Genomic DNA, 13,929 nt, shown 5'->3' on the forward strand with positions numbered 1-13,929 from the left:
CGTTAATTGATGTTCTTTCCCCGTCAAGGACAACTGATTCCGAGGCTTTAATGAAGACCGTTCCTCCTCGGCGACTTGGCGGAATTTCAACAGTAGTAATTTCCGATTCAATGGGTAAACTAATTCCCGAAGAAATTGTAGAATTATTCTGAACTCTAAGTTGTTCCGTTTCAATGGTAATATTTCCTCCATTACCCGCACCAAACGTTCCACTCGAAATATTAACTTGATTATCAAATAACACCTCTTGAGCTTGTATACTAATTGAACCTGAAGAACCCGTTCCCAAACTATTAGTGTTAATTGATGCTCTATCAATTCCGACTAATCTCTGTGTGGTAATTGAAATATCTCCGGTGTTGCCTCCGTTACTAGCTAGAGCAAAAATTTGACTACCTATTGCGGTTTCTCCAGTTGATAAGGTAATCGTTCGAGTTCCTCTACCGCTAATTTCGATACTATTTGCGCGAATATCAATTGAACCCGAACTGCCGACATCTCCTGTAAAAGTTGATATCTCTGCTCCGTTGAGAATTCTTAATTGGTCTGCTTCGAGTGTGATACTTCCCACGCTAGTACCGCTAAATTCTGTATTAAGAGATGTTTCTTCCGTTCTACCTGTTGTTACAGCAATTTGACTGGGAAATATTATCTCTCCATTTTCACTGGGAAATCTTCCATCTCCAATTAATTCAACAATAGAAGCTTGAATATTGATAGAGCCAGCGCTACTGCCGTTTCCACTGGTTACTGATATACGACCTCCATCTCGAACGGTTAATCGTCCGGTTTCTAAATTAAGAGTTCCTGCGGTTCCTTCACCATTTGTAAAAACATCTAAGCTACTTCTTGAGGAGCGTCCATCAATATTCAACTGTCCCGTTATCTCCACTTCATTGGCTTTGACTTCTACCAAACCCGAACTTCCCCTTCCTGAAACAGAAGTTTCAATCTCTCCTCCCTCTCGAATTGTGAGTTTATTTGTCGTGATGAAAACGCTTCCTGCCCTTCCTTCTCCACGAGAACTTCTTGTTGATATATCGCTAGAAATCACATTTATATCTTCAGGATCAAAGGAAGGTTCTAGAACAAATTCAACAGAATCTAGATCAGATTGAATGGGGCTTCCTCCACTGACTTCAACGGATTCTGAAGCATTAATAATCACATCTCCTGCTTGTCCGGTGTTGAAGGTATTCGCAAAGATAGTACCTCCATTCCGAAGGGCTAATCTAGGAGTATTGATAATAACGCTTCCTGCATTACCACTACCAAGTGTCCGGGTGTTGATTCGACTTATAAGACCAGTCGGTGAAACTCCTATTATGTCTACAGACTCGGAAGCGTTAACGATTATATTCCCCGTTGATCCTGTTGCTTCTGGGCTAACATCAAGCTGAATATCAGTACCATCTCGAACGACCAAAGTTCCTGTATTAATAATAATATTTCCAACATTACCTGTTCCCAAAGTTTCGCCTTCTACAATAGAATTTGAAAAGTTAATGTTCTGTGCCTCAATTTTAATATTTCCTCCATCTCCCACAGCGTTTTCTCCAACATCACTGAAAATATCACTATTTGCTAACTCCACCGAATCTGTTGCAAAAATCGATATAGAACCCGAATTTCCTTGTCCAAAGGTACTGCTTTGAATTCTTGCTCCTTCTGTTAATCGGAATTGTCCTGTTTCTATTTTAAGATCGCTTCCATTACCAACCGCATTTTCTCCAACATCACTCAAAATATTACTATTTGATAGTTCCACTAAGTCTGTTGCAAAAATTGAGGTTGAACCCGCATTCCCTTGTCCAAAACTACCGTTTATAATTTCCCCGCCTTCTGTTAATCTAAATTGTCCTGTTTCTATTGTAATATTTCCTCCATTACCAATACCTGTCTCACTTCCACCTGCAATCAAAGCACTCGGAAATTCACCATCAGGAGAAGTACCAGCAATTTCAACGGATGCAGCTTTTACATTTATATTCCCTGCGTTTCCGTTTCCTAAAATAGAAGTGCTGATAAAAGCACCACCATTTATTGAGAGTGAATTAGCTGTGATGTTGATGTTTCCTGATAGACCTGTTCCACCCAAATTTATTCTATTGGTAATTGAACTGCTTGCACCTGTTAGGAGAATATTTTCTTGAGCGTTAATATTAATATCTCCAGTTTTTGCTTCTAGAAACCCTAAACCTTCATCAATTCCCACTCGAATAACGCTATCACCCGATATCTCAACATTTCTCGCATTAATATTAACGTCTCCGCCCCCATTTCCACGAACGTTAATTTCTGATTCATTGGTTAACGCAACATTACCCCGTTGAATATTATCGGGAAATTGAAGAATGGGCGTATTGCTATTCGCCCCTACATTTGTTAATTCAATAATTCCCGGTTCAGATAAACCCCCCAATTGAATTCGACTCCCTGGAGAAATGGCAACACCATTATCAAATAATACATCTCCCCCAACTAATGCTAAGGTTTGATTTCTGGGAACGTTTAAGCCTTGTGGAATCAGAAATCCTGCATCATTTCTTAACGGACTTTCATCCAACCGAACGAGTTGTGGTAACGTTTGATTAACAATAGCGCCTGGATTTTCTCGAATGTTCAACCCCAACGGCATATTTATCGTTAATAATGGCGGTGCTTCGGGGTTACTGGCTGCAAATTCAAAGCCATTTTCAAATAATACTCCATCGGCTGTTGTGGCAAAGAATGAACCGCCTACATCTAACCTTGCGTTTGGCCCAAAGACGATTCCCGCAGGATTAATTAAAAATAGGTTAGCATTCCCCAACACTCCCAACGTTCCGAGGATTTCTGAGATATTCCCCCCGGTAACGCGAGTTAGAATATTGATAATATTATCGGGATTTGAAAAGTAGGCTCCCCGTCCCTCTCTGATATTAAATTCTTGAAAACTATGAAATAAGTTAGACCCGCGAACCGCTCCCCCGTCTATGCGATCGCTATTAATTCCGCGAATGTTAACATTAGGAGTAACCACCGAATTTTCATTACCCAAACTGTTATCGGGGACAATTTGTGCCACAGTTGTCAACGGAGTCAGACTAAAAACTGTTGTTACCGCCGCCACAACCGAAAAGGTAGATAGACGAGAACCCATAAGTTGATCAATAAAGCGATTAAGGATTGATGAAGGCATCAGTTGGATTATAAACTAAAATTCTTGAATTTATCCAAATCAATTTTTGTTATTATAAAATATCGTTTGCTAAATATTGAGGTTGAGGTTGGGAGTATTTTTCCATAAAGAATTTAATTGAGTTTCAATAGTTTTTAAAACTGGTAACTAAATTTAGTTTAAAATTCTGGTTTCAATCAAGTGGTATATTGTGTTAAACACGACTTCAACTTCTATTGCTGCCTTAATTAATCGGGTTAAAATTGTCGATTATCAATTATCAAAAATCTGTTTAACCGTCAACTCTAACTCAGGAAAAGCCAACGACTCAACTCTGTCATCCCCTCGAAATTGCATCACTTCATACTCCCCATCAACCATTGTATAAACCGAAAGCGTCGGAGATTTCGGTTCACCAATAAAGCGCCGACCACCTAAACCCAGATAATCTACAATCCAATATTCTGGTATCCCCATTAACTCATAATCTCCCGCCTTTCTCAGATAATCATTCTGCCAGTTTGTGCTAACCACCTCCACCACTAACCGTACCGAACTCCCCAACGAAATAATAGACTCTTTTTGCCAACGGGGTTCTTTGCTTAACTCCCCTTTATCCAACACAATCACATCCGGTTGATAACCTGATACCAAATCCAACGGTTTCAGCAAACAATCACCGGGGATAGAGTAAGGCAATTGCCTCCGCCTGATTTCAAAATGGATTTCACCCGTAATAAACCCTGTAATATTAGAGTGCGCTCCCGTTCCTAAAGGCATTTCGACAATCCTTCCGTTGTGTAGTTCATAGTTGCAGGTTGCATTTTCTGGATACCAGGCAACAAATTCATCAAAGGAGATAGGTTTAGTAATGGTTTGAGTCATAATAAAAGGGAATGGAAAATCTGGAATGGGGAATCGGGAATAGGATTCTGATATATTTGGGGTTGATTTAATTATCAATTGTCAATTGTCAATTGTCAATGAATCGCCTTAGAAACTCAAGCAATCCTCACTATTATAAACCAATGTGAATTCGGACAGTGGAAACTTATCACCAGTGCAGCCTTAGACGCAGAACTTGCTCAAACTCCCGACCTTGAAAGACTGAAAAATATAAAATCAATCCTGAGTCTTGCTAAAATTAGGGTAAATAGCAGCTAATTATCAATTGTTAATTATCAATTATCAATTATGATTAAAGTGGGACAACTTGAGCGATCAACCCAAAACCGCATTATTAAACTCTTTCAAAACCAACTCGGTTATACTTATCTGGGAAACTGGAAAGACCGAGAAAATAACCGCAATATAGAAGCCCAATATTTAACCCAATGGCTCACCCAGCGAGGCATTAACGACACCCTAATTAACAAAACCCTCAGAGAACTCGATCAAGCCGCCGCCCTTATCAACTCAATAAATCCAACTGTGCGCGGAAAAATTTAATCCAAACCTAAACTCAATTGTAAAGGACGCTGGTTTTTAGCTGTACTCTCATATAAATAATCCAAGCGGTCATAGCGCCCCGTAACCTTAAATTCCAAATTGCATAGATTTAACTGAGCTTTAATTTTTCCTTCAACTGCTACGGGCTTTCTCAACACAGGTAAAGTCTTAATAAACCGATTCGACCAGTCCAGGGTCAGCGCATCGCACTCCCCGGCCGTTAAAAGGGAGGCGATCGCATTGAGAGCGTGTTTCATCGTTGGTACAGATCCCTCGTTGAGCGATGCCAAATAGACCCCAGCCGGATGAGCAGTCAAAGGAACGGGTCCGATCAACTTCAGACTTTGGGAATCTTTAAGATCTATCCTCATGCCCGTAAAATTGGGGGCAAGGGAATCTTCATCGCCCAATTGGATGCTCATTACTCTTTTGAAGTTGCGTTCTAAATATTCATTTTTTCACAAAAAAGACACTTTTGTTCTACGCGAATTACACTTGGGGTGTATTATATTTTTACAGCTTGTAGTATCAAAGGGGGAAGGATTTCGATCTGCAACCTTTAAAACTAATGCAAAAAGAAGATTTACGAGCGCTGACACCATTGATTTTGGGACATATTAACCCTTATGGAACTTTCTAACTGGATTTGGATGAGCGACTGTTGATTGAGTAGAAGGCTCCTTGAAGAAAAAAACGCTCAAAACCTGTAGGTATAAAACTTTCAGTCTTTACGATCGCGGGTGATGTTAGCGATCGCTATTTTTACGCCGACTTAGACATTTTCTCAGCGTTAAAGGTGCTGAAAATGATTCTAGGCAAGGAAGGCTACATTATTCCTCTAAATCATCCTGTTCCGTCTCCATTTCCTCATCTTCAATTGCAAATTCGCTAATATAGTCTCGAACAACACGCTCAAAAAAGAGCGGAGCGGGTAAGCTCGACCAATCACTGTAATGGCCGAAACCATAACGTAGGGATTCTACAAGTGCAGCAAGGCGATCGGGATCATCATTTTTTTGTCGCAATGTAACAACAATTTCTAAGGGGTTAGGAGTTGGCCATTGACCTGTAAATGGAAGATAGGTTCCAAGATTATGCAATTCTAACCCAGCTTTGTTATAAGCTTTGCCTTTTAAACCATCAGTTTTCTTAACAGGAGTGTTTATATCTATTCTTTGATAGCAACTTTGCCCACGTTTTTTTCCTGGCTTGTTATTTCTTACGGATAGATAAGCAACACAACCTGTTGGATTAGTTTCACCCTTTTGATTATTTATAGTCAGTCGAAATAACCCATTTACAGGAGAAGCTGAATCAATTGTATGAGTAGTAGTTAGTTCTTCTTTTGTTCGCGTATCTTCCAAAGAAGTTTCTGCTAACTCTCTCACTTTTTTCTCAATAATTCCTGGGGCGAGGTCTTGGCGAATGCGAACTAGACGTGCGCCTTGCCACTCATCTTGCATCCATTCGTGCTGTTGACCGAGGTTCATTTCATTTGCATTTATCCTGGCATCGGCAAGCCAAGGCCAAAGTTGTACGCAGTTAGAAGAATCAATCATCACTAAGGGTTGATTTCCTTCTTCTACTGAATTAGAAATAATCTGCTTAACAAATTCCATGAAACGAGTTTGACGCACTTCTTTTTTATCAGCTAGTTTCACAGGGGAAATTTGGGAGATGAAGGCGATCGCATCGGAAAATTTACTCCAAAGACTGATTTGTAAACTATTCCCTTTCTCATAAGCACAACATAACTCACACTCGCCTGTCTCTACCTTGAGTCGCATCGCCACTGGCAAGAATGTGCTTTCAATAGAACCGCGTTTCCGACCTCTTTGTTTACGAACAATGGTAATTCCAATAATTTCTTTTGGTCTGGCTTCTGCTGGAATATCTTTTAGGTATTTGTCAACCTTTTCTTTAACACCATCAATGCGACCAGAATGAGCAGAAAGTAAGTCTTTTAAAGCAGCTTGTACTCGATAGAAGAAATTATCAAGTTTGATAAGTTGTTTCTCTTTAATTGTTTCAATCGGTAGAAGAAACTGTACACAAGAACCAGCGATCTTAGCTAATGCTTGACGGGTTGAAGGTTTATTCACGCGATCGTCAGGTCGATTGTTTTCGTAAAAGTCCCGCGCCATTACTAAGCAAAAAGTTCGCTGCTTGCGTAAATCAGGTTGTTTAACAGTGGGTTCCCATGCTTCAATTCGGTGACGCGATCGCTCTTTGGCTTTCAACTTTGCACCATCTAATAATTCTCTTGGCCCATGAGTCTTTGCTGGCAAACGATGAGCTATCAGTTCAAACGCTCCACCCCAAAGAAGGCTAATTATTGCTTTTAGCAGTTTTAATTCTGTTTGAAATTGTTCTTCATAAAAGACAAAAAGTAACAACAGTTTTTCGTTAGGATATAGCCGTCGCATCGCTTCTTGGTTTTCCTGAATTAAAGCCTTGAGTTCTTTTACTTGACACAGTGTTTTACTTGTAAACTTAAGGTGTTTTTTACCTCCCAGGATATTGTCTAACTGGATGTCAAAATACTGATTCAGTAGTCTATTTAATTGCCCGTCGTCAAAGCTTTCGAGATATTTGGGAGTAAAATTAGAAGCTTCACCCTTTTCAATAATCTCTAAGGCAGCACCTAGAAGTGTAGGCAAATTAATCATCCGAGAGGCTGTATCGTCTAATTTGTGGCCTTCCCCTCTTTTTAATTTAACTGACGAGTAATTTTCAAAGGGTTTAAAACCAAGGGGTTCCAGGATTTTTGTTATAGCTTCAAACGCTTCTAACTTATCAATCTCCGGTACACCTACATTAATTTTGTGCTTTCCTTCTTGTAGTCCGTTACGGTAAGTTAGCATAACTTTGCAGCTATCCGTTGAAGCCTTACCTAATGCAATTTGTTCCCCATCAATATTTTGATCGTCAGGCGTTTTCATGGGAAGTTTTAGTTTACGACGCAAGGCTTCAAAATCTTTATCAATTGTCCAACGCCAAATTTTATTTTCACCCTGTTTTTCTTGGTGACAAAGCACTTTGTAGCTAAAGGCGCGGTCTTGATAATCCTCAGAAAAGACAAAACCACTAAGATTACCAGAGTTAAAACGTGCAGCCTTTAAACAACTAAACCAGCGACGTTTAGAAACATCAATTTTCAACAAAGGCTGGTGTAAAGAAGGATACGTTACTACTTCAAAGCGTATTACCAGACTGAATTTATCTGTATGATCGGGTAGAGTTATCGGGTTGGTAATTAATTCTGCTATACCAGTCGTGAAACTACCACTACTGGAAATAACACGCTTCATTGTTCCTAACCCCTGAAAAATCTCTTTTCCAGAAATTGCACGCGCTACATAATCTACTAGCACGCGATAGTCATAATCGTTGCTATGTTTTGTAGTTCCTGTATCTTTATTCCATTTCCAAGGTAAAACTTGAGACTCCAACGGAGTAATTTTTAACAACTCTCCTTTCTCATACAACTCTTCCAAGCATTCAATAACTTCTGAAGGAACATCTGCTTTTTCAGCAAAAGGTTTAATAAAACCTGTTATCCACTCGTTGAGGATTGGGCGCAAAGCTTTCCTAACATCTTCTAGATTACCTCCATTCAGATAGATAAATGGACTTGGGTCTGTAACAGTTTTATTGTTCAAATCAAACTGACTTAAACCTAAATTTGAATGAATCCGCGCTACATCATTAAGTCCTACTTCTAACAAACCTCGCAACGAAGTATAAGGTAGATTCTTGCTAGCTGAATCACCCTTGCCAGTAGCTTTTTGAATGTCCCCAAGAGTTTTTAAAGCAGCATTTGTCCAGGCTAACGTAAAGCCTTTAACTATTACTGGCTCAATATTATCTGGGACAGTAAAGGCTAAGGGAATCTTTTTCAGGCTTTTATTCGCTAGAGCAATATAAAGGGTATCTGAAACCACAGTGGCTTCATTTCCTTCCTCATCATCTAGTTCAATTGGGTTAAGAATTTCGTCGTTCATGGTTACATCTCCAAAAAAGGTGAATCATCAAAACCGTCTTCGTCGTCTGTCACATCTTCAGAATTGCGTAAATCTTCCGGGTAAACTACACCCTCAACTCGTCGCAATGGATCGAGAAATGCCCCGTAAAGTTCTTGATATATTTCTCGAATTACTGGATCGGAATGTTTGACACATTCTTCTAAAATAATTCGCATCTGAACTAACATACTGTCTCGTCCAGAGTCGGGTTTATCTTGGGTGGATTTAATCGCCCAAGCTGCATCGACAAAATAAACTTGTACCGGACACCCATTTCTCATTCCGCGTCCGATTGTTTGTAAAATCGCTACCATTTGATTAGCCGTAAATGGTTTGAATAAATCTTCACCTAAACGGCTAGCCATGAGAGGTTCGCGTAAAAGATGATTCGCGGTTTTCCAGAGTTGTTTTCTCGACTGTTTCCAAGCATTAGAAATTGCTGCCAAATCGTCTTTTTCATTAAAAACTCGACTGTCAAATTCTTGGGTTGCTTTTCCGGCTAGGCTATACAAAAGCTGCATATCATCTGTCGTGGGATGCGGGCGAGTCAGGAAATAAATCGTGCCAATTGCTGCCTCAAGTTTCCTATCTCCTTTGGTGAAAACAATATTCACACCTCGCCCGATCGCCAACATTGGGAAAATTATAATATCACAAGTTTCATCATCTCCTAAAGCTTCGCACTGAGCCGTTGTCACAAAATCTGTCGGTTTATCTCCACTTTTGAGGAAGCGAACAATTGCTTTTGTTCGTTTACCAACATCTGGATGATAATTATTAATAAATTCTTTAACCATGCGAGCTTGTTCATAGCTATTTACGATTAAAGCTGCTTTGCGGTAAATACCTTCTCGCAAGTCAAAATTACGAATGGATTTGTAAATTTCCGATTTCGTTGTTCCCCCCCGCACGAGCGCATCTACCATTTTTTCTAAATTGCGATCGCGCAGTTCCCCTGCACCGCTATATCGAAGCGGTTCATCGCCCCGTTCGCGATCGCTCAACCATTTGAAGCGATAAACGCTTCTTTTGGGGTCATGTTCTGTTTGACGTGGTTTGAGCAAATAGTGCGGCCCCCAATTGATATGATAAGCAGGACTGGCTTCTAAAAAAGACGTAGCTGAAGTCATTAAAATTGCTGGCCCTCTACTTTCACTCTCTGCCTCAAATAATCGGTGAAAGCGGTGCATTAACATTCGAGGCGCACCTACAAAGGTAATGTAAGAAAGTTCTACATTTCGGGCTTGAGTTCGAGTCGTTTGTGCTGATTTTAAACTATATTTTACTCCCGAAAAAGACCCCAAAATATTTTCAGAAATTAGTTTTCGCAATTCAGGTGTTGCCGTTGATTCAACAATCGGTTCCCTAATCAGTCCTTCCGCTACCATTGTTCTCGTTCCAGGAACGATGCGCTGATAACTTAAAATTACGAATGTGACGCAAACAAGTAAGGTAATTGTATCATACTGTTCTGCTGATACTGTGCTATTTTTAAAACAAAAAGGTAAAAATAATTCGGCAATTTCTTTGATAAGATTATCGCGACGTTCGAGCAAATTTTCTGCTAAATAACGACAGAACTGACGAATCAGCGTTTCCCATTGCTGTTTAAGAGTATCGGGATTTATTCCCAGTGTTTGAGCGCACAAATCTAAGTTGAGCCGATCATGGGATTCAATACCAGTGCGATCATAAAAAGCATGGTAAGCTGCCGTTTCCCAAAATTGAGTTAAGGCTCGACTTTTGCTAAATCCCTGTTTGACTTCCTGTTCGTCAAGGCGATCGCGTCTAGAAGTTTTCTCAAATCCATCTAATAAATCGCTCACAATTCTTAAGACAGTTAATAACTGATCTGCATACCGTTTGCTGACTCGCAATGAAGACATATTCTGAACAGCAGAAACCAAGCTTGTATTATGATTGCCAAATTCAGCTAAATCGCGGCTATAAAGTTCTACAGTACGGTCGAATAATCGATAATTTTCACCCCGAGCAAAGCGATTATGAATCTGTTCCTGAATGACTAAATGGATGGAATCTTCTGCGCCTGAAAGTCTTAAAGTAGCTGCCCCATAAGTATCAAGAGTTGATTGCACCATGTCAGCTTCATCAAAAACCACAACATCAAATGTATGGGCAATCAATTCAAAATAACGAATGCGTTCTTGAATGGCATGAGGCGGAACTTCTGTATCCATTGAAAGAACGTGACCCACCCAAATATCAGCATCTATTAAATCGCGGGGTGCTTTGTTGCGACCACACATTGTCCAAACCGGACAAAGACACTTTTTCATCTCCCCTTTTTTACCCCCGCTTTGTAAAATTTCCTGGCAGGGTGCATAACCAAATCCCCACAGGGAAGTATCAGCAGTTGAAAATGCAGGTAAGAGGCAATTTAAACCAAAAATTTCTGCTTGCTCTAGACTATAAGCAAAGCCACCATTACCTCCTGAAGCTGCAATTGCTTCGGCAATATTATCAGCGTGTCGGCGACGAGTTCCATCGCTTTGACCGACTAGCATCCCTACCTTGATTTCGTGAAATGCCAGAGTTGCCATGTATTGTCTTGCAACTTCAATAGAGGGAAATACAAACATCGCTTTATAATCCCTTCTTCCCAGCCATATAGCTATCAATACGAGTAAGGTTGTTTTTCCCGCTCCAGGCAATCCAATTAAGTGCTTAATATTTTCTAGTTCGATGACATTTTCTACCCGCAAACCCTTGCCAATTTCTGGCATCATTAGTGAAAAATGTTGAAAACGATTTGCCCAATTTCCCTGTCTTCTTTCGGGATAATTAGCTTCGCGTTCGTCCATCTCAACAGCTAACTTGTATAGTTCCGAAAGAGGAATGCAAATTTTTTCTTTCGGTAAGCGGTTGAGAGAATGGGTACGACGTTGAGCAAGCGGAACTGCAATTGGACTAATTGGTACTCTTGTGGCTATTGTTTCTTCACCTAAAGCAACTGCCATTGGCTGACGAGCATCGGCAAAAGTTGCACTATAAAATTGGTGTGTCAAAGGCTGGCTGAGAATTTTACGCGCTTTGGTAATTAAAGGATCTTCTAAGGGATCTGTGCGTTCAAAGTGAAGTGTTTCTGAGTTGATTTTATAGCTTCCCTGTGTTCTGTTGCGGTAGTGGCGATCGTTATAAATAGCAACTGCGTGTTTAATTGATTGCTCTGTTACATAAGCTCCTGAAATTTGGCGCATATTGAAAATAGCTTGACGGGATTTCTCTAATGCTGGTGCATTGAGGATGCTAGCCATCCCTGACATTACTAAAGAAGCAAACTCTAGGGAGTTAATTCCAATAAATTCTTCCATCAAGACGCAAAGCCAACAGATCCGATCTACGCCTGTCCAAAAATCCTGTTTAATTCTCATATTTCATTCCTTCTAGCAATTGAATAATTTGCGAAACAGACAAAATTTCAAGAGTGGCAGGATCGCCCTTTTTATCGAGAGTTGAATGGAGAGTAGAGAGATAATACGGGTTATCCTCGATGAGGCGATCGCTAACGGCGATGATGCGACGGCGGTAGTAACTTAGCCCTCCAATGCTACGATTGAGGCGCAAGGCAAGAGAAACAGGACTGCTGTAGGATTTGGCATCAATACCGATGTTGCGACCATTAATTGCGATATCACATTGGTCTGATTCTGGATAAAGTTCGGCATTAAGTCCCTGACTTTGAGCTATATCAAAAATAGTTATTTCGTCAATTGCAGGTCCAGTCCAATAGGTTAAAATTTGCGGTTTAGCAACGAGTAAGGAATCTTTATTTGGGTCTAATTTCTCTGAAAATTTTGCTTTTGAGGATTCGTGACCCAGGCATTGGCGAATGGGGCATCGCCCATCTTTAAAAAGTTTTTTATTGGGATAGGGTCGCATCAATGTACCGCAATGGGCGCACCGATGAGCATACCCGTCAATTAACCAGATGTCGGGGACGCGATCAAAGAAAGTATCAATAATCATCCCCTGCAAAGGGGTTAAATCTTTTTCAACTAAGTAATCTAGTAGCTGATGTTCTCCAATGAGCGATCGCCGACCCAATAATTCTCGTAAAGCCGTATAAGCTTTGTTGCGACGGCTTCCTAATCGTTCCGTTGCCTCGCGCAAGCGATCGTGCAGGCGATGTTCGATGGCATTATCTTCGCCAAAAGTTCCTCTGGAATTAGCAATTTCTGCACAATCTGAAGTCGGTACTCTGAAGTCTGGATCGATGAGAATTGCTTGGCGAAAGCGAAAATCTGGGTGACGAAAAATATCTAAATTCCACTTTTCTAGAGGAGATCTACTACCTTCGAGAACAGTATGCACGCAAGCGGCGCGATCGCTTAATCCTTCTTCGATATATAGGCGACCCAATTTGCACATCGCCCGGTAAAGTTCTGAAGGGATACTATCATCCTGACGCACGATTTCTCGATTGAGAGTTTTTGTGTATTGCCGCACAATTCCCTGTGCCAATAAGACAACAGCATCTTCTGCTAAATCCTGGCTGCTAGCGTGTCCTATTGGTAATGGTAATGCTGCTGTTTGGGCTGGCGACCAATTTGGGTCTTGACCATCAGCTTCAGCCATAATCTGTTGCTCCAAGATTAGATCGGAGAATGAGGGTAAAACTTGAGCGATCGCCGCCAGTGTCCAGCCTTTCTTGAGCAAAAGTGCTGTTGCCAGTCCTTCTAAAATTTGCCGAAACCCAAATTCTTGGCTTTTAGGTTGTGACAAAAGTTGCTTGGATCTCCACGATCGCACAGTTCTTACTGCTGGTGGTTCCACTGATAACCCTAGCTGCTCAATCTGTCGTTTTAGTTGTTGTGCCAGAACCTCAGCAGTTCCTTGCCACTGACGAACGTCCTCAAAGTACATCATGGAACCCTTGTGACATCTATATATGTTTACATTAAACAATGTAAAATTAATTTGTCAATAGGAATTACTCAAAATACTCGAGTTCAGGGGCAAACAAGCAAACCGTAAGCTATATAGGGTAACAGTTTCAGCTTTCAAAAAGGCTGTGAAGATATAGGTAGGCTTTAAGCTGATGTTAGAGACCTGACACAAAATTGGGTTATTTTATATCTACATCTTCGGTATCCCAACAAGCATCAAAATCTCCGGGGTCGGGTTTAATGGTAACAAAGCTACCGTCGATTTGACATACTCCCCATTTCTAAAGAAAGGGGATTCTCCAAGCCTCACGGCTTTGGATTACTGATTCATTGACAACCCTTACAGCAAGCTAGTTTCCTAACCTACTCCAGAGGGGTGAGTCTCCCC

The 13,929-nt window shown here is 40.7% G+C and carries 8 protein-coding genes; 1 reads left to right on the forward strand and 7 read right to left on the reverse strand.

Translation table 11 applies throughout. The features are described from left to right. Positions 1-3,181, reverse strand: a 3,181-nt coding sequence (locus VB836_RS29875) for a two-partner secretion domain-containing protein (RefSeq protein WP_323225152.1), incomplete at its 3' end; no start/stop codon positions are given. Between the two features lie 252 nt (positions 3,182-3,433). Further along, complete coding sequence (locus VB836_RS29880; RefSeq protein ID WP_046276530.1) at positions 3,434-4,045, reverse strand: Uma2 family endonuclease; 612 nt, start codon at positions 4,043-4,045, stop codon at positions 3,434-3,436. Between the two features lie 309 nt (positions 4,046-4,354). Between VB836_RS29880 and VB836_RS29885 the strand changes: the two genes are divergently transcribed. Continuing rightward, on the forward strand, positions 4,355-4,609 hold the full coding sequence (locus VB836_RS29885; protein WP_235441179.1) for a restriction endonuclease subunit R: 255 nt from the start codon (positions 4,355-4,357) through the stop codon (positions 4,607-4,609). Here VB836_RS29885 and VB836_RS29890 read toward each other — a convergent pair. From VB836_RS29890 to VB836_RS30450, 5 genes are all read right to left on the reverse strand, one after another. Next, complete coding sequence (locus VB836_RS29890; RefSeq protein ID WP_046276529.1) at positions 4,606-5,031, reverse strand: hypothetical protein; 426 nt, start codon at positions 5,029-5,031, stop codon at positions 4,606-4,608. The two genes, VB836_RS29885 and VB836_RS29890, sit on opposite strands and share 4 nt — an antisense overlap. A gap of 408 nt (positions 5,032-5,439) precedes the next feature. Next, the gene (locus tag VB836_RS29895; RefSeq protein ID WP_323225155.1) at positions 5,440-8,613 is read right to left on the reverse strand and encodes an RNaseH domain-containing protein; all 3,174 of its coding nucleotides are present in this window, start codon (positions 8,611-8,613) and stop codon (positions 5,440-5,442) included. A gap of 2 nt (positions 8,614-8,615) precedes the next feature. Next, positions 8,616-12,026 carry a pPIWI_RE_Z domain-containing protein gene (locus VB836_RS29900; protein ID WP_323225157.1) on the reverse strand — a complete coding sequence of 1,137 codons (3,411 nt, stop codon included), beginning with the start codon at positions 12,024-12,026 and terminating at the stop codon, positions 8,616-8,618. Then, complete coding sequence (locus VB836_RS29905; RefSeq protein WP_235441180.1) at positions 12,016-13,521, reverse strand: restriction endonuclease-related protein; 1,506 nt, start codon at positions 13,519-13,521, stop codon at positions 12,016-12,018. The genes VB836_RS29900 and VB836_RS29905 overlap by 11 nt, the downstream gene beginning before the upstream one ends. Before the next feature lie 199 nt (positions 13,522-13,720). After that, a complete protein-coding gene (locus VB836_RS30450; protein ID WP_407659788.1) occupies positions 13,721-13,804 on the reverse strand; it encodes a DUF6932 family protein in 84 nt (27 codons plus the stop codon). Positions 13,805-13,929: the final 125 nt, after the last annotated feature.

Origin of the sequence: Limnoraphis robusta BA-68 BA1 (assembly GCF_034932365.1) — a bacterium.
In the GTDB taxonomy this organism is placed as follows: domain Bacteria; phylum Cyanobacteriota; class Cyanobacteriia; order Cyanobacteriales; family Microcoleaceae; genus Capilliphycus; species Capilliphycus robustus.

What these genes read in the sequence shown, in the direction of transcription:
- VB836_RS29880 (WP_046276530.1), bottom strand. Translation starts at nt 4,045, where the DNA reads ATGACTCAAACCATTACTAAACCTATCTCCTTTGATGAATTTGTTGCC.
- VB836_RS29885 (WP_235441179.1), top strand. Translation starts at nt 4,355, where the DNA reads ATGATTAAAGTGGGACAACTTGAGCGATCAACCCAAAACCGCATTATT.
- VB836_RS29890 (WP_046276529.1), bottom strand. Translation starts at nt 5,031, where the DNA reads ATGAGCATCCAATTGGGCGATGAAGATTCCCTTGCCCCCAATTTTACG.
- VB836_RS29895 (WP_323225155.1), bottom strand. Translation starts at nt 8,613, where the DNA reads ATGAACGACGAAATTCTTAACCCAATTGAACTAGATGATGAGGAAGGA.
- VB836_RS29900 (WP_323225157.1), bottom strand. Translation starts at nt 12,026, where the DNA reads ATGAGAATTAAACAGGATTTTTGGACAGGCGTAGATCGGATCTGTTGG.
- VB836_RS29905 (WP_235441180.1), bottom strand. Translation starts at nt 13,521, where the DNA reads ATGATGTACTTTGAGGACGTTCGTCAGTGGCAAGGAACTGCTGAGGTT.